The organism is Kribbella sp. NPDC049174 (assembly GCF_043197365.1).
Classification (GTDB): Bacteria; Actinomycetota; Actinomycetes; order Propionibacteriales; family Kribbellaceae; genus Kribbella.
Map to the genome: position 1 here is coordinate 149,193 of NZ_JBICSZ010000001.1, position 15,668 is coordinate 164,860.

The window sequence follows — 15,668 nt, forward strand, 5'->3', positions numbered from 1 at the left end:
ACGGTATGAACCATCGCGGCCAGTTCCTGACCGCAATATCGGGGATCGTGGAGACATGGCGAACACGAGTTCCCGGACCCTGCGGCTGTTGTCGTTGCTGCAGGCCCGTCGGTACTGGCCCGGTCCGTTGCTGGCCGAGCGGCTGGGGGTGTCGGCGCGTACGTTGCGGCGTGACGTGGACCGCCTGCGCGAGCTCGGCTACCCGGTCGACGCGAATCCGGGGGTCGACGGCGGCTACGCCCTTGCGCCCGGTGCCGCGTTGCCGCCGCTGGTGGTTGATGACGACGAGGCGATGGCGCTGGCGGTGGCCATCCAGTCCCACCTCGCGAGCGGGGACGGGGGCGAGGCCGCGTTGCGCGCGTTGACCAAGATCGTCCAGGTGCTGCCGCGACGGCTGCGGGCGCGGCTGAACGCCGTCGGATTGTCGACAACGCCGGCGCCGTGGAGTCCGGGCGTGTCGATCGACCACACCGTGCTGTCGACGCTTGCCCTTGGCTGCCGTGACTCGGAACGGATCCGGCTGGAATACCGGGCGGCCAACGGAACGCGGTCGTCCCGGCTGGTCGAGCCGTTCCAGCTCGTTCCGCTCGGGCAGCGCTGGTACTTCGTTGCCTACGACGTCGATCGTCGTGATTGGCGGACCTTCCGGATCGATCGCATCGTCGCCGCCGAGGGCGCTGGTACGACGTTCGCGCCACGCCGGCCGCCGTTCGACGATGTCGCTGGCTTCGTGCGCTCCAAGGTCCTTGGTGGGTCGCCCGGTGGTCGGTATCAGGTTGAGGTGGTCGTCGAAGCGTCCGCCGAGACCGTCAGTGGGTTCGTCGGGCGTTGGGCCGAGGTGCGAGCGCGTTCGCCGCAGAGCTGCACCCTGCTGATGGAAACCGACAGCCTCGACGGCCCGCTGTTCGCCCTCGGGGCGATCGGGGCCGACTTCACCGTGATCGCCCCGCCAGAGCTCAAGACGCTGGCCGCCGACTGGTCGGCCCGCTTCGCGCGAGCTTGAGTGTGAGGTGGGTCACTCTGTCCCATTAGTTACGTTCAGGTGCCTGGTTACCGATGGTGAGCATGGGGGTGAAGCAATTGACTCTCTGAAGGGGATGACTGTGGACTCCACGCTTGCGGTGGCCCGGAAGTACGTTGACGCGGTGGCGGGGTTGTTTGCCGAGGACATCGTTTGGCACCAGCCGGGTGCGAACCGGCTCTCGGGTGTACATCGGGGGAGCGCGGCCGTCGACCAGTTGCTCGGGGCAATGATGACGATCAGCGGGGGGTCGTTCGAGCTGTCGGTGATCGGCGTGCCGATGGTGAATGCCGATCAGGTGGCGATCCCGGTCCACTTCGCTGGGCAGCGCGCGGGGGGTGAGCTCGGGCAGGACGGCGTCGATGTACTGCGGATCGAGGGGGATCGGATCGCGGAGGTTCGGCTGTTCTCCAGCGATCAGGAGGCCGAGGACGCCTTCTGGGGTGTCTGAGATGATCGCGCTCAGCGACGGCCGGATGCGGTTCGGCGATCTGCGCACTGTGGTCGAAGGGATCAGCGGCAAGGTGCTCACCGGGACGCTGCGCGACCTCGAACGCGACGGCCTCGTCGAGCGGCACGTGTACGCCGAGATGCCGCCCAGGGTGGAATACGGACTGACCGCCCTGGGCCGCACCCTGCACGTCCCCCTCCAAGCCCTCGGCCGCTGGGCCGAAGAACACATCGAAGAGGTCCTCGCAGCCCGCGAAACCTACGACGCCCGCACCTGACCACACACCGTTCCCCAGGCGCCGGCTCTTGCGTCCCGCCTCCGCGTCTAGCCTCCACCTCCCGCGTTCCGCTCCCGCGTTCCGCTCCCGCGTTCCGCTTCCGCGTTCCGCTTCCGCTCCCTCCTCCGGCTATCCCGGCGGGCGCCTGCGCCGCCTCCGGCTGCCGTGTGTGTCGGTTGGTGGAACTGTCGGAGGGGGCTGCCAGAGTCTCCGGCATGAGTGTGCTGATTCCGCCGCGTCTCGCGCCGGGTGATCGGGTTCGGGTTGTGTCTCCTGCGAGCACTCCCTACCGCGAGTTCGTGGCTCGGGGAGTGGAGGCCCTGACCCGGTGGGGGCTCGAGGTCGAGCTCGGTCGGCATGTGTTCGACAGCGTGGGCTACCTGGCAGGCACCGACGAGGACCGGCTCGCCGACCTGAACGACGCCTTCCGCGACCCCGGCGTCCGGGCCGTGTTCGCGACCCGGGGTGGCAAGGGTGCGTACCGGATCAGCGATCAGCTCGACTTCGGCGCCGTACGCCGGGATCCGAAGCCGCTGGTCGGGTTCAGCGACATCACCGCCGTACACCTGTCGCTGTGGAAGGAATGCGGCCTCGTCGGTGTCCACGGGCCGTTCGTGAACGACGAGTCCGAGGGCGCCGACGGTCTCCGCAGGGTGCTGATGACCACGGATGACATCGTCATCAAGCAGGACCCGAAGGAGTTGAGCGCGGGACTGACCGACGGCCGCCGGGCGACGGGATTCCTGATGGGCGGCAATCTCAACACGGTCGCGCACGCGGTCGGTGGCGAACTGTCCAGCCTCGACGGCGGCATCCTGCTGATCGAGGACAACCTCGGCACCGGGCTCGGGATGATCGACCGCCAGTTGACGCAACTGATCAAGTCCGGCTTGCTGGACGGTCTGCGGGGGATCGCGGTCGGGCAGCTCAACGGCTTCGAGGATGAGCGCGTCAACGGATGGTCCGTGCTGGACGTGATGCGGGACCGCTTCGACCTGCTCGACGTACCCGTGCTGGGCGGTCTGCCGATCGGGCACGGTCGTCAGCCGGTGACGGTTCCGCTGGGCACCGTCGCGACCATCGATCCCGCCGCGGGCACACTCACGGTCGCGGCCGGTGTGCGGTGAGGATCTCGTCGGCCGCGCGCTGCACCATGTCCGCGAGTTCCTTCGGCGCAAGGACTTTCGCGTCGCCGGCTTGGGCAAGCACGCTGGCACAGGCCTCGTTGGGGTTCTCGAGATCGGTGTGGACGATGAACCAGCCGTCGGTGTCGGGCAGCGGTGGCGCGGTCGGCCGGAAACGGAGTACGGCGCGGTCGCGGACGCGGAGGACGATCGGGTACGACGGCCGCGTGGCCAGGAAATGCTGCTGCGCCTCGGCCCAGTAGGACGACAAGTCGAAATCGGTCGGTCGTGAGAACGGCTTGTCGGTCTCTTGAGCCGAGGTCACCCGACTCAGGCGATAGGTGCGGAGCGCGCCGTCCGGTCGGCGCGCGATGAGGTACCACGTCCGGCTCTTGGCGACGAGGCCGAGTGGCTCGACGTCGAACGGCTCGGCCGGATCGCGGTAGGTGATCGTGATCCGCCGTTCCTCCCAGATCGCCTGCCGGCAGAGGTCCAGCCAGCGCGGCGCCTCCCGCCGGTCGTCCCAGCCGGCGTGGTCGATCAGCAGTCGCTGCCGAGCGAACTCTGCGTCGCGCCGCGCACTCTCGGGCAGCGCCGCGATCAGCTTCGACATCGCCAGGTCGCTCGACGCGTCCATGCCGAGGTCGGCGAGCACGTGCGCGGTCGCGCCGACGAACACCGACATCACCTCGGCCGGCGCGAGTCCGGTGAGCCGAGTGCGGTAGTCGGGCAGCAGATTCCACCCGCCGCCTCGGCCGCGCACTGAGTACACCGGCACCCCGGCGAGGCTGAGTGCGTCGAGATCGCGCTGGACTGTGCGCGGTGAAACGTCCAGGTACTGCGCGAGCTCGTGCACGGTCGACTGGCCGCGGGTCTGCAGCCGCAGCAGGAGCCGGAGGAGCCGTTCGGCGCGCACCGTACGACTATGACAGGAAAACAAGCCATCAGCTGGCGTCTTTTCTCTCTACGGTCGCCTTCATGACTGTGATCGAGGTGTCCGGCCTGTCCATGTCGTTCCGCGCGCCGGTCCGGAAGGCGGGGCTGCGCGCGGCGTTGGGTTCGCTGGTACGACGTGAGTATCGCGAGGTGCAGGCGCTCGACGACGTGTCGTTCGCGATCGAGCCGGGCGAGGTGGTGGGGTTCATCGGCCCGAACGGTGCCGGCAAGACCACCACGATGAAGATCCTGTCCGGCATCCTGCACCCGACCGGTGGCGACGTCCGTGTCCTCGAGTCGGTGCCGTGGCAACGTCGTACTGGATTCCTGAAGCGGATCGCGTTCGTCCGGGGGAGTCAGCCGGTGGGTGGTTCGCAGGAGCTGACTGTGATGGACTCGCTCGAGTACCAGCGGCTCCTGTACGACGTACCGCGGCCGGACTTCGACAGCACGCTCACGATCCTGGAGGACCTGCTGCGACTGACGCCCTTGCTGGAAAGGCAATTGCGGGCGCTGAGTCTCGGGGAGCGGATGCGGGTCGGTCTGGCGCTGGCTTTGATCTACCGGCCCGAGGTGCTCTTCCTCGACGAGCCGACAATCGGTCTCGACGTCACCGCCGCGAGTCAGATCCGCGAGTTCGTCTCCGACTACGTGACCGAGACCGGCGCCACGGTCCTGCTGACCAGCCACTACATGGCCGACGTCGGATCCCTGTGTCCGCGGCTGATCCTGATCGACCAGGGGCGGGTCGAGTACGACGGGCCGCTCGCCGAATTGTCTGCACGACTATCGCCGTACAAACTGATCCGGATCACGGCGCGAGGCGGCCCGGGGCCTGATTTCGGCGAGGTGGTGGAGTCGTCGGACGGGATGTGGGTGCTCCGAGTGCCGAGGGACGAGGTCGCCCAGACGACGTCGCGGCTGTTGCAAGCCCTCGACGTCGTGGATCTGGCGGTCGAGGAACCGCCGCTGGAGAAGGTCATCGACCGCGCGTACCGGGAGGGCTTGCGGTGAGAACCTTTGTTTTGCTGAGGTTCCGGCTTCGTCAGGAGGTGCTGGAGTGGTCGGGGGCCTGGTGGTTCCTGGCGACCCTCGTCGTCCAGGCCGTGATCGGTCCGTTGATCGGACTCTTCGTCTGGTCGGCCGTCTACCCGGACGATCCGACGATCGCGCGCTACTACGTCGCGATCATCCTGGTGACGCTGATGACCGAGTCGTTCGAGCAGCACACCTTCTCGGAGCGGATCTACGACGGAACGATCAGCCACGAACTGCTCCGGCCGCAGCCGGTCGTGATCGGCGTACTCGGTGCGAACCTGGCGATCCGCGCGTGGCTGACCCTCCTCGGCGCACCCGTCGTACTCATCACCGGAATCTCGCTCGGCGCCGGATTCGACTGGCGGTCGGTGCTGCTCAGCCTTCCGTTCGTCGTACTGGCTGCCGCGTTGATCTTTTTGTTGACATTCCTTTTGTCGATGACCGCCTTCTGGACCGAACGCGTCCACTCGATCGTCGGCTTCGGGCACTCACTGATCTTCCTGTTCGGCGGTACGGCGGCGCCGATCGGTCTGCTGCCGGACGTCTGGCGGCAGGTCGCCGAAGTCTCGCCGTTCTACGCGATGAGCGGTCTCCCGGCCGAGATCGCGGCGTACGGCGGGCCGGTGAGAGGTGCGCTCGTGTTGCAACTCTTCTGGCTGGTGGTGTTGCTGGTCGCGGTTCGGTTCCTCTGGCGAGCCGGCGTACGGCGGTACACGGCGGTGGGCTCATGAAGCTGATGAGTCTCCTCGGCGCGAGCTTCTCGATGTCGCTGCGGCGAAGCATGGCGTTCCGGATCAACCTGGTCTTCGACGTGGCGCTGGCCTTCGTCGGCCTCGGTACGGCGATCGCCCCGCTGCTGATCGTGTTCACCCAGGCCGACACGCTGGCCGGCTGGTCGAAGGCCGAGACCCTCGTCCTGATCGGCACCTACCAGCTGATCACCGGGCTCCGAGGCACCTTCATCGACCCCAATCTGTCGTGGTTCCCGGACAACGGGATCCGCAACGGCAAGCTCGACAGCTATTTGTTGCAGCCGGCATCGAGTCTCTTCCTCGCGAGCCTGTCACTGTCCTCACCGCTAACCCTGATCCAGTTGGTGCCCGGCCTCGGCGTACTCGGCTGGGGAATCGCGGTCGCCGACACGCGGCCCGGGCTGATGGGTGTGCTCGGCTGGCTGGTGCTGGTGGTTGCCGCACTGGTGGTCACGTGGGCGCTCAGCGTCCTGCTGGCCTGCCTGGCGTTCTGGGCCCCGAAGCTACAGCTCGACGTCTTCTACCACTCCGCCTGGCAGCTAGGCCGCTACCCGACGGACATCTTCGCCCGACCGCTGCGCGTCGTACTCACTTACGTCTTCCCCATGGCCCTGATCGCCTCAGTCCCCTCTGCCACCCTCCTCCGCGGCCCCAACTGGCCAGTCCTCCTCGGCGCCGCCTTCGCAGCCGCAGCCCTGTCCCTCCTAGCCACCACCACCTGGCACAAAGGCCTACACCGCTACACCGGCGCCACCTCATGAACATGCACCCACCCACCGCTTGGATCGGCGGTCAATCGTTTGTTTTGGAAACCTGACAACGTCGGCCCTCTTCTCGGTTGTCGTGGCCCGACCTACCGTGAGGCCCGTCATACTCACTCTCCAGGGAGGGGATCCGCTCGTGAGAGACGTCCGGAGAAGTTTGTTCGCGGTGACCGGGGCGTTCGCCCTGATCGCCGCCACGCTCGCGGTACCGGTCACAGCCGGTGCCGGAGCTGCCGAAGTTGCCGGGGGAGACACCGAGTACCTTGTCCTGCTCGAGGCGGGCGCGGACCGCAACCAGGCCATCGCGGCGGTCAAGGCCGCCGGCGGTGAAGTGGTCAAGGAGAACGCGCACCTGGGCACGCTGACGGTGCGCGCGGCCGCGTCGGGGTTCGTCACCCGCGTGTCCGCGTCGAACGCGGTCGAGGGCGCGGCCCGCAGCCGGCCGATCGGCAAGATGCCGCAGCAGAAGCCGCGCACGGTCGAGCGCGAGAACGGTGAGACCAGCAAGGCCGCCGCCGCGAAGGGCAAGAAGACCGTCGGGATGGACCCGCTCGACGCGCAGCTGTGGGGTCTGCGGATGGTTCGCTCCGACCTGGCGCGGACGGTCCAGCCGGGCAAGAAGTCGGTCAAGGTCGGCGTGCTCGACTCAGGTATCGATGCCCGTAACCCGGACATCGCGCCGAACTTCGACTGGAAGTTGTCCCGCAACTTCGCACCGGACATCCCGGAGATCGACGGCGTGTGCGAGTTCCGCGGCTGTGTCGACCCGGTCGGCTGGGACGACAGCGGTCACGGCACCCACGTGGCCGGCACGATCGGTGCCGCGGCCAACGGCTTCGGCGTCTCCGGCGTCGCGCCGAACGTGACGCTGGTGGAGATCCGCGGTGGCCAGGACAGCGGCTTCCTGTTCCTCGGTCCGGTCACGGACGCGCTGACGTACGCCGGCGACGTCGGGCTCGACGTCGTCAACATGTCCTTCTACGTCGACCCGTGGCTGTACAACTGCACCGCCAACCCGGCCGACAGCCCGGAGGCACAGGCCGAGCAGCGCACCATCATCCGGGCGATGAACCGGGCGCTGAACTACGCACACAACCGCGGTGTCACGCTCGTCGGCTCGCTGGGCAACAACCACGAGGATCTCGGCAAGCCGCGGACCGACATCAGCAGCCCCGACTTCCCGGTGAACACGGCGTACCCGCGGCCGATCGACAACGCGACCTGCGTCGACCTGCCGGTCGAGGGCCCGCACGTGATCGGTGTGTCGGCGCTCGGTCCGTCGACCAAGAAGGCCGACTACTCCAACTACGGCCTGGAGCAGATCGAGGTGTCCGCGCCGGGTGGGTGGTTCCGCGACTTCTTCGGGACGCCGCAGTTCCGGACGAACGAGAACCTGATCCTGTCGACGTACCCGGTGAACTCGCTGCAAGCCGACGGGCTGGTCGACGCGGCCGGCAACATCACACCGGACGGGGTGGCGCTCGGGGCGCAGAAGCAGTGCCCGGCCGGCGTCACGGACTTCACCAAGTGTGGGTACTACTTCGTGCTCCAGGGCACGTCGATGGCGTCGCCGCATGCCACCGGTGTGGCCGCGCTGATCGTCAGCCAGTTCGGCAAGAAGAGCCACGGGAACTTCGGGATGAACCCGGACAAGGTCGGCAGGATCCTGATGGACACGGCGCAGGAGCGGGCGTGCCCGGTCCCGCCGTTGCAGACCTACACCAATGAAGGGCGGCCCGACGAGTTCAACGCGCTCTGCGAGGGCACGCGGAGCTTCAACGGCTTCTACGGCCACGGCATCGTCGATGCCTACGCCGCGGTGACCCGCCACTAGCCCGAGCCGACCCGAACTGACGGGTCGGCGTCCTGACGATTGGGTTGCCCCCTCGAAATCTCGAGGGGGCAACCCTGCTGTTCAAGGCCTGTTTGCTTGGCTACATGCCGGAGCGGTAGGTGTCGTCGTAGTAGCCGCCGAGCCGGGTCCGGTAGTCGTCGTCGACCCCGGCGTCCGCGTCGTACTCGGGGGCGTCCTTGATCTGGTCCTTCGTCCGGTCGACATAGACCTTCTCATCGTCGTGGTCGACCCTCTCGATCACACCGGCCGGCAGCAGGACCTTGCGCCCGAAGATCCACGGTCCGGTGTCGACCACCAGGCCGGGGACGCCGGCCTTGTCAGTGGCCTCGTCCACCTTGCCGATATCGCCGTCAACGGCGGCGATCTTGTACCCGGTCAGGTCGGTGCCCTCGGTGTAGCCGGCTGTCTCTCGGTAGTTCCAGGGGTCGAATGCACTCATCGACATGGCGTGCGCCTTTCGTACAAGGGCCATTGGCCCAGCAGGAGAACCCGTGACACGCGCGCGCCAGCCCGAGACCGGCACCCGGTGTCTCGAGCATTGGTGCGAGCCAGGTACCCACCCCCGAACGAATCAAGCCAACACCGACCAACGGACCTGCTCCGTGGTCCGACGCGAGTTCCTACGCAGACCCGCGGTGACGGCATCCTCACCGTCCGTCGGGACACTGCGGGGTCACTTGCCGTGGGACTGGCGGAAGCGTTTGAGGATTTCGGAGATGCTGACGGCTACGACGGCGAGTGCTGCGACGGTGTAGACCGCGTCGGGTGTCGTCCAGTTGCCGTTGAAGTCGGCAACGAACTCGGGGTTGAAGAAGCGCTGGTCGTACAGGATCCAGGCCAGTGGGGCGGCGAACAGGATCTCGGCGACGGCGTACCCGGTGGCGAGGGGAGTCGTCCAGCCGCGCGCAGCAACGCGAAGCAGTTCGAACACCACGATGCCGGCGAGACCCACAAGCATCGGCCAGATCCAGCCCGACCACAGCGCCGGGTCGAGAATCGGGAGCCTCTCGCCGTTGTCGGCGCGGTACGGCTGCACCACCTGCTGCCAGATGATCAGCAGGATCATCAACGTGTGCAGGACGGCCGACGCGATCGCCCCGGCGCTGCCGTTGTCCGGCTGCCGTGCCTCCGGCAGGTCGGCGGGTGTCCACTGCTGGGTCTTCCGCACCGCGTCGCCGCTGGGCCCGAACCGCTCCATCGCGGCGAACACCACAGTCAGCCACGCGATCATCTGAGCGCCGACGTTCAGGATGGTGCCGATACCGGTCCCGATCGCCGATCCGATGTCGTTGTTGTCGAAGACATCGATCACCACGACGACAGCCGTGACGATCGGCAGCACGGTCACCAGGAGCAGCTTCAGCAACCTGATGTACGCCGGGTAGAGGTCCGGTCCTATCAGCGCCAGCGGCCGGTCCGCGTACCGGGCGGCGAGGCGGATCGGGTCACCCATCTCGGTGAGCACGTCGCGCTCCGCGGTCTCGGTGTCGCGGTCGTCGCGAGCGTCGATGGTGTCCGCGATGGTGGCGCGGAGCTCGTCGGCCACGTCGTCGCGCTGGTCGGCCGGGATCCGCCGGACGACCTCCTGCACGTAGCGCTCGGTCAGGGTGGTGCTGCTCATCAGTTCTCCTTGGTGATGCGTGCGATCGAGGCGACGAGGTCCCGCCATTCGCGGACGAGTCCGCCGCGTATCTCCGCCCCTTCCGGGCTGACGCGGTAGAACTTCCGTGGTCGCGATTCGTCGGTGTTCCACTCGCTGACGAGAAGTCCCTGCTTCTCGAGCCGGCGGAGCAAGGGGTAGAGCGTGTTGCCGTCAACGGTGACCCCGGCGTCGTTGAGCGTCTCCAGCAGCGCGTAGCCGTACTGCGGTTCCTCCAGCAGAGCCAGGCACGCCAGCACCACCGTCCCGCGGCGCAGCTCCTGAGCCTGACTGGCAACCACTTCATCGGAAGTCACGAGCAACACTTTACTGTGTGACACACACTAATGTCCAGCACGCATACCTGGGCACCACACGATGCGGTGCCGTCTCACCCAGGGCTGGCTCAGGCAGGTACGTCGTCGTACAGCGCCTGGCGGATCACTACGAGAGCGAAGAGGAGGAGAGTCAGCGCGTGGACGACCGTGCACCACAGGCAGATCGCATCGATGCGGAAGAGCTCGGCCCAGATGAGGTAGCAGACGAAGACGACGCCGACCGCGACGGCGGCCAGGCGGAGACGGCTGGGCCAAGGGGACGACGTACGCCAGAGCGGCGGAAGCGACAGCACGGTCATCGCGGCGAAGAACCCAAGACCGAGCAACGCAACTGGGATCCCGGGCATCCGCGAGTACTCGCTGCTGGTGACCTTGACGCAGTTGACCACGCCGGTGTCAGGGCAGGCGAGCGTCGTACCCGCGGTGAAATGCTCATAGGTGAGGTACGACGCGACCGCGAGTCCCGCGATCGACAGGACCAGCGTGGTCCACGGAATCCAGCCCAACGGCCGAGCCGAACCCCGGCGTGCACTCACCGATTCAGCTCTTCCCGAGCTTGCCGGCTGCCGCGGTGACCGCGGTGCTCGTGCACACGGTGCCAGGCTGGTTACCGGTGACCTGGCACAGCGCAGCTGTGTAGAGGTTGGCGGACGCGTCGACGGCTCGGGCGATCGGGCTGGACGGGTCCTTGAGTGCGGTCGCGATCTCGGCCTGTGTCTTCCCAGCCAGGATCTCCGGACTGTACGTCGCTCCGGAGGAGACGTACTTCCCGCCGAGGTCGATGAACGGGATCGAGCCTCCGCTCTTCACGTACGGCGGCTGGTTGTACGTCTCGAACGTCTGCTCATCGGCCGCGCTCGGGGTGTCGAGCGGGGCGTACTGGCCGTCGACCTTCTCGTTGGTCGTGGTCTCCACACCGGTGAAGGCCAAGTACTGGCTGGTGTACGTCGCCCCGTGGAACGACAGCGTGGGTGTGTTCGGATACACGTCGTCGCCCGCGGAGTGCGTCGTACCGAGGTTCCCGAACGTGCCGAATCGCGACAGCGCCACCGCGACCGGCCACCGCTCCGCCGCGCAGAACGGGCAGAACTCGGCGCCGATGTAGAGCACCTTCGGCTTCCCGGACGCGGTCAGCGCCGGAGCGGTGATCGACGCCGGTCCGCCCTGGACTCCCTCGATGCCTACCTGGTCGAACGTCGTCGACGGTACGGCGGCCAGCGCGGAAACGATCTGCGCATCGGCAGCACCCGAGGGCCCGGCGGCGGTCTGCTTGCCACCGCCCGCGAGCCGTACGACGACGAGCCCCGCCACCACGAGGACGACGACGGCGACCGCGCCGAACGCGATCAGGAGACGTTTGCGCCGTTCAGCCCGCAACTGGGCGGCACGAAGCTCCGCGACCTTCTTCTGCCGCGCCTGAGTCTTCTGTTCGACCCGCCTGCTCATCTCTGGTCCTCTCGAGAACACCCCAGAGGACAACTTCCGGCCGCTCACCAAAGTTCCATTGGGTACGAATGGATCACGCCGGCCAGGGCAGGGGCGGTTGCTTGCCGATGGTCACGGACTGGCCCTGCGAGCTGGCCGCCGTCCGCTACCACGGCATCCCGGCGATCGCGTCTCGAAAAGGTCCGTACGATGGAGCCGTGCCGTCGACATTGCCCGAGGGGGAGGTTGCGCCTCGGGATGGGGCGTTGCCGGAAGCCGCCGTCCGCGAAGCCGCAAGTAGGCCGCTCGGCTTCTATCTCCATGTGCCGTTCTGTGCGTCCCGGTGTGGGTATTGCGACTTCAACACCTACACGGCGAAGGAGCTCGGCGGCGGTGGGTCGCAGGCGTCGTACGCCGAGACCGCGGTCGAAGAGATTCGGATGGCGCGCCGGGTGCTCGGCGGGCTGGACCGGCCGGTGGAGACGGTGTTCTTCGGCGGCGGTACGCCGACGTTGCTGCCGGCGAAGGATCTCGGGCGGATGCTGGCGGCCGTGCGGGACGAGTTCGGGCTGGCGGCCGGAGCTGAGGTGACGACGGAGGCCAATCCGGAGTCTGTGGATCCGGCCTATCTCGAAGGTCTGCTCGAGGCGGGGTTCACGCGGGTGAGTTTCGGGATGCAGAGCGCGTCGACACACGTGTTGAAGATTCTTGATCGGCAGCACACGCCCGGGCGAGCGTTGCAGGCGGTCAAGGAGGCGACGGCGGCCGGGTTCGAGCATGTGAACCTGGACCTCATCTACGGGACGCCGGGGGAGTCCCTCGAGGACTGGCGGACGTCGCTGGAGTCGGCGCTATCGGCCGACCCGGACCACGTGAGCGCATATGCGTTGATCGTTGAGGACGGCACCCAATTGGCTCGCCGGGTCCGCCGGGGTGAGCTGCCGATGCCGGATGACGACGACCTCGCGGACAAGTACGTGCTGGCCGACGAGCTGCTGTCCGCCCAAGGCCTCACCTGGTACGAGGTTTCGAACTGGGCCCGCACCGAGGACGCGCGCTGCCGGCACAACGAGCTCTACTGGCGCGGCGACACCTGGTGGGGGATCGGCCCGGGTGCGCACAGCCACGTCGGCGGCGTCCGCTGGTGGAACGTCAAGCACCCCAGCGCATACGCCGAACGCCTCAGCGCCGGCGAAAGCCCCGCCCACGCCCGCGAGACCCTGGACCCCGAAACCCGCCGGATCGAACGCGTCCTCCTGGAGATCCGCCTGTCCGCCGGCCTCCCCCTGGACGTCCTCGACCAGCCCGGACGCGAAGCCGTCGACGAGGTGGTCAAGGACGGCCTCGCCGAGATCGCGGCCAACCGCCTGGTCCTCACCGACCGAGGCCGCCTGCTCGCCGACGCCGTGGTCCGCGACCTCCTGCCCTGACCCTTCGGCGCGGACGACCTCACGCCTGACCCGCCTCGCAAAGTGATCAGAAGTGATCACAGCAAGCTGTTGACGACTGTTGTGTGCACCCTCGATGCTATCCGGTAAGCGTTTACTGTTCCCGCCCCGAGGAGTCTCGATGCCGCCCTTCGTCAGTCGACGTCTGCTACTTCAGGCCGGACTCGCCACCGGTGCATTGGCCGCCAGTGGTCTGCACAGCACCCGGCCGGCCGCGGCCGCCGACGAGTTCGACGTACTGCGCGATCGGTGGGCCGCCCTCAACACCGGTGGGGCGTTCGACCCCACCGAGCCGGTGTACGCCGACGCCCTGACCAAGTTGACCGCGCAGGCACAGGACCTTGTCGACAATCTGATCATCGACGCCGGCCGGACCGCCCTCTGGCCGGACCTTCCGCTCAGTTCGTCGTCAGGAAACTTCTCCATCAGCTACACCAGGCTGAAGACCATCGCCCTCGCCCGTGCGACCCCAGGCACCACCCTCACCGCCGACCCGGCCGACCGACTCGCAAGCGCCCTCGACTTCCTCAACCAGCGCGCCTACAACGAGACCCTCCCCGAGACCGGCAACTGGTGGTTCTGGGAGATCGGCGCACCGCGCGCCCTGCTCGACACCTGCATCCTCGCGTACGACGCCCTCAGCCCCGACCAACTCACGTCGTACCTGAGAGCCGTCGACCGCTTCGTCCCCGACCCGAACCGCCGGACCAACTCCCCGAACCTGCGCGAGACCGGCGCCAACCGCGTCGACAAGGCGCTGATCGTCGCCCTCCGCGGCATCGTCGGCAAGTCGGCCGACAAGATCGCCGCCGCGCGCGACGCACTCAGCGACGTCGCCGAGGCGGGCAAGAACAGTGTCTTCACCTACGTCACCAGCGGCGACGGCTTCTATCGGGACGGCTCGTTCGTCCAGCACGGCAACCTCGCGTACGTCGGCACCTACGGCAACGTCGCGCTCGGCGGTGTGGCGAACCTGTTCTCCCTGCTCGGCGGTTCGACCTGGCAGATCGCGGACCCGAACCGGGCGGTGATCCTGGACGCGGTCGAGGCGAGTTTCGCGCCGTTCATCGTGAACGGTCTGATGATGGACTGCGTCTCCGGCCGGGCCATCTCCCGTGAACGCGCCGGCGACCACCGCAATGGTCACGGCAGCACCTCGAGCGTGCTGTTGCTGGCCAGTGGTGTCGCCGAGCCGTACGCGAGCCGCTACAAGGCGCTGGCCAAGGGCTGGATCACGCGCGACCGCCTCGCCGACTACGTGACGGGCGCATCGATCCCGGAGATCTCCCGTGCCAAGGCGGTCCTCGACGACACCAGCACGGCTCCCGCGCCCGCGGCCCCTGCGCATTTCCAGTTCCACAACCAGGACCGCGTCGTCCACCGGCGCTCGGGCTGGACCTTCGCGATCGCCATGTCGTCCAAGCGGATGGCCCGCTACGAGTGGGGTAACGGCGAGAACCTTCGCGGCTGGTACGTCGGCGACGGCATGACGTACCTCTACAACGACGACCACGCCCAGTTCTACGACGCGTACTGGCCGACCGTCGACGCCCAGCGGCTGCCTGGGACGACGGTCAGCACGAAACCACGCCAGCCGCACGGAACCGGCGGCGGCACTGGGACGATCGCCGCGTACGCCGAGTGGGTCGGCGGAGCGTCGTACTGCGACACAGCCGGAGCCGTCGGCATGCATCTGATCAATCACGACAAGACGTTGCAGGCCAGGAAATCGTGGTTCTGCCTGTCGGACTCGATCGTTGCCCTGGGCGCCGGAATCGCCGGTACCGACGGCTTCCCGGTCGAGACCGTGGTCGAGAACCGCAACCTGCACGCGGACGGTACGGCGGCGCTCGTGGTCGACGGCGTCACGCAGCCGGGGAACGGTTCGTACGACGATCCGCGGTGGGCGCACCTCGAAGGCGTGGGTGGTTATGTCTTCCCGCGAGGTGGAAGCCTGCGCGCCACCCGGGAGGATCGCACCGGCTCATGGCGGGAGATCAACACCGGCAACGACACGGGCGGCTCGACGACGCCGTACACCCGACGCTATGTGTCGCTGGTGGTCGAGCATGGGACGGACGTCGGTGAGTACGCGTACATCCTGTTGCCCGGGGCAAGTAGGTGGCGGACGGCCGCGCGGGCGGCGGACCCTGGCGTCACGGTGCTGGCGAACACCGCGGACGTCCAAGCGGTTCGGTCGGGTCGGGATCGCCTGACGCTGGCCAACTTCTGGACCGCGGGCTCGGCCGACGGGATCATCGCGTCGGGGCCGGCGTCGGTCGTCGTCGGCACGGAAGGTCGCACGATCACCGTCGCGGTGTCCGACCCGAGCCGGACCGTCCAGACGCTGCGTCTGATTGTCGACAACCGGGTGGCCCGGGTGCTGAGCGCGGACGACACCGTGACCGTTGTTGCTGCGGGCAAGCAGATCGTGCTCGACATCGCCGTCGGCGGCAGCCGCGGCGCAACCCACACCGCAACCTTCAGCCGGCCCTGACGCCGGCGCTGATGCCCGCCGCTGATGCCCGGAGCTGACGCCCGGAGCTGACGGGCTGGGACGGAGAACAGATTTCGCAAGCAACCGGGGTCGGCGGACGGAG

General features: G+C 67.8%; 16 protein-coding genes. 10 read left to right on the forward strand and 6 right to left on the reverse strand.

Going from position 1 to position 15,668, the window contains the following annotated elements; genetic code table 11:
* Nucleotides 1-55 precede the first annotated feature (55 nt).
* From ACGFIF_RS00705 to ACGFIF_RS00720, 4 genes are all read left to right on the forward strand, one after another.
* A complete protein-coding gene (locus ACGFIF_RS00705) occupies nucleotides 56-1,003 on the forward strand; it encodes a helix-turn-helix transcriptional regulator (protein ID WP_393149901.1) in 948 nt (315 codons plus the stop codon).
* Between the two features lie 100 nt (nucleotides 1,004-1,103).
* Nucleotides 1,104-1,472, forward strand: coding sequence for a nuclear transport factor 2 family protein (locus ACGFIF_RS00710; RefSeq protein ID WP_393149903.1), 369 nt, complete (start codon nucleotides 1,104-1,106; stop codon nucleotides 1,470-1,472).
* Between the two features lies 1 nt (nucleotide 1,473).
* Nucleotides 1,474-1,749 carry a winged helix-turn-helix transcriptional regulator gene (locus ACGFIF_RS00715; protein ID WP_393149905.1) on the forward strand — a complete coding sequence of 92 codons (276 nt, stop codon included), beginning with the start codon at nucleotides 1,474-1,476 and terminating at the stop codon, nucleotides 1,747-1,749.
* Nucleotides 1,750-1,964: 215 nt separating this feature from the next.
* On the forward strand, nucleotides 1,965-2,876 hold the full coding sequence (locus ACGFIF_RS00720; RefSeq protein WP_393149907.1) for an LD-carboxypeptidase: 912 nt from the start codon (nucleotides 1,965-1,967) through the stop codon (nucleotides 2,874-2,876).
* Here the strand turns inward: ACGFIF_RS00720 and ACGFIF_RS00725 are convergent.
* Nucleotides 2,851-3,789: a helix-turn-helix transcriptional regulator gene (locus ACGFIF_RS00725; protein WP_393149909.1), complete on the reverse strand. Its 939-nt coding sequence runs from the start codon at nucleotides 3,787-3,789 to the stop codon at nucleotides 2,851-2,853. The two genes, ACGFIF_RS00720 and ACGFIF_RS00725, sit on opposite strands and share 26 nt — an antisense overlap.
* 62 nt (nucleotides 3,790-3,851) lie before the next feature.
* Here ACGFIF_RS00725 and ACGFIF_RS00730 point away from each other — a divergent pair, with 62 nt between their 5' ends.
* From ACGFIF_RS00730 to ACGFIF_RS00745, 4 genes are all read left to right on the forward strand, one after another.
* Nucleotides 3,852-4,823 (forward strand): ATP-binding cassette domain-containing protein, encoded by a 972-nt coding sequence (locus ACGFIF_RS00730; protein WP_393149911.1) that lies wholly within the window; start codon nucleotides 3,852-3,854, stop codon nucleotides 4,821-4,823.
* Nucleotides 4,820-5,578 (forward strand): ABC transporter permease, encoded by a 759-nt coding sequence (locus ACGFIF_RS00735; RefSeq protein WP_393149913.1) that lies wholly within the window; start codon nucleotides 4,820-4,822, stop codon nucleotides 5,576-5,578. Before ACGFIF_RS00730 ends, ACGFIF_RS00735 begins: the two co-directional genes overlap by 4 nt.
* Nucleotides 5,575-6,360 (forward strand): ABC transporter permease, encoded by a 786-nt coding sequence (locus ACGFIF_RS00740; RefSeq protein ID WP_393149915.1) that lies wholly within the window; start codon nucleotides 5,575-5,577, stop codon nucleotides 6,358-6,360. Before ACGFIF_RS00735 ends, ACGFIF_RS00740 begins: the two co-directional genes overlap by 4 nt.
* 139 nt (nucleotides 6,361-6,499) lie before the next feature.
* Nucleotides 6,500-8,197, forward strand: a complete 1,698-nt coding sequence (locus tag ACGFIF_RS00745) for a S8 family serine peptidase (RefSeq protein WP_393149917.1) — start codon at nucleotides 6,500-6,502, stop codon at nucleotides 8,195-8,197.
* 100 nt (nucleotides 8,198-8,297) lie between these two features.
* Here the strand turns inward: ACGFIF_RS00745 and ACGFIF_RS00750 are convergent, their stop codons facing one another.
* The 5 genes from ACGFIF_RS00750 to ACGFIF_RS00770 all read right to left on the reverse strand — a co-directional run bounded on the left by ACGFIF_RS00750 (nucleotide 8,298) and on the right by ACGFIF_RS00770 (nucleotide 11,641).
* Nucleotides 8,298-8,663 (reverse strand): PRC-barrel domain-containing protein, encoded by a 366-nt coding sequence (locus ACGFIF_RS00750; RefSeq protein ID WP_393149919.1) that lies wholly within the window; start codon nucleotides 8,661-8,663, stop codon nucleotides 8,298-8,300.
* 228 nt (nucleotides 8,664-8,891) lie between these two features.
* Nucleotides 8,892-9,839, reverse strand: coding sequence for an HAAS signaling domain-containing protein (locus tag ACGFIF_RS00755; RefSeq protein ID WP_393149921.1), 948 nt, complete (start codon nucleotides 9,837-9,839; stop codon nucleotides 8,892-8,894).
* A complete protein-coding gene (locus ACGFIF_RS00760; RefSeq protein ID WP_393149923.1) occupies nucleotides 9,839-10,174 on the reverse strand; it encodes a PadR family transcriptional regulator in 336 nt (111 codons plus the stop codon). The genes ACGFIF_RS00755 and ACGFIF_RS00760 overlap by 1 nt, the downstream gene beginning before the upstream one ends.
* 89 nt (nucleotides 10,175-10,263) lie before the next feature.
* The gene (locus ACGFIF_RS00765; RefSeq protein ID WP_393149925.1) at nucleotides 10,264-10,731 is read right to left on the reverse strand and encodes a vitamin K epoxide reductase family protein; all 468 of its coding nucleotides are present in this window, start codon (nucleotides 10,729-10,731) and stop codon (nucleotides 10,264-10,266) included.
* A 4-nt stretch (nucleotides 10,732-10,735) separates the two neighbouring features.
* Nucleotides 10,736-11,641, reverse strand: a complete 906-nt coding sequence (locus ACGFIF_RS00770) for a DUF929 family protein (protein WP_393149927.1) — start codon at nucleotides 11,639-11,641, stop codon at nucleotides 10,736-10,738.
* 197 nt (nucleotides 11,642-11,838) lie between these two features.
* On the opposite strand from ACGFIF_RS00770, the gene hemW reads away from it, so the two are divergent.
* Both hemW and ACGFIF_RS00780 read left to right on the forward strand, forming a co-directional pair.
* On the forward strand, nucleotides 11,839-13,050 hold the full coding sequence (gene hemW / locus ACGFIF_RS00775) for a radical SAM family heme chaperone HemW (protein WP_393149929.1): 1,212 nt from the start codon (nucleotides 11,839-11,841) through the stop codon (nucleotides 13,048-13,050).
* Between the two features lie 139 nt (nucleotides 13,051-13,189).
* Complete coding sequence (locus tag ACGFIF_RS00780) at nucleotides 13,190-15,565, forward strand: polysaccharide lyase 8 family protein (protein ID WP_393149931.1); 2,376 nt, start codon at nucleotides 13,190-13,192, stop codon at nucleotides 15,563-15,565.
* The last annotated feature ends 103 nt before the right edge of the window (nucleotides 15,566-15,668 follow it).

What these genes read in the sequence shown, in the direction of transcription:
- ACGFIF_RS00755 (WP_393149921.1), bottom strand. Translation starts at nt 9,839, where the DNA reads ATGAGCAGCACCACCCTGACCGAGCGCTACGTGCAGGAGGTCGTCCGG.
- ACGFIF_RS00750 (WP_393149919.1), bottom strand. Translation starts at nt 8,663, where the DNA reads ATGTCGATGAGTGCATTCGACCCCTGGAACTACCGAGAGACAGCCGGC.
- ACGFIF_RS00705 (WP_393149901.1), top strand. Translation starts at nt 56, where the DNA reads ATGGCGAACACGAGTTCCCGGACCCTGCGGCTGTTGTCGTTGCTGCAG.
- ACGFIF_RS00770 (WP_393149927.1), bottom strand. Translation starts at nt 11,641, where the DNA reads ATGAGCAGGCGGGTCGAACAGAAGACTCAGGCGCGGCAGAAGAAGGTC.
- ACGFIF_RS00740 (WP_393149915.1), top strand. Translation starts at nt 5,575, where the DNA reads ATGAAGCTGATGAGTCTCCTCGGCGCGAGCTTCTCGATGTCGCTGCGG.
- ACGFIF_RS00715 (WP_393149905.1), top strand. Translation starts at nt 1,474, where the DNA reads ATGATCGCGCTCAGCGACGGCCGGATGCGGTTCGGCGATCTGCGCACT.
- ACGFIF_RS00720 (WP_393149907.1), top strand. Translation starts at nt 1,965, where the DNA reads ATGAGTGTGCTGATTCCGCCGCGTCTCGCGCCGGGTGATCGGGTTCGG.
- ACGFIF_RS00730 (WP_393149911.1), top strand. Translation starts at nt 3,852, where the DNA reads ATGACTGTGATCGAGGTGTCCGGCCTGTCCATGTCGTTCCGCGCGCCG.
- ACGFIF_RS00780 (WP_393149931.1), top strand. Translation starts at nt 13,190, where the DNA reads ATGCCGCCCTTCGTCAGTCGACGTCTGCTACTTCAGGCCGGACTCGCC.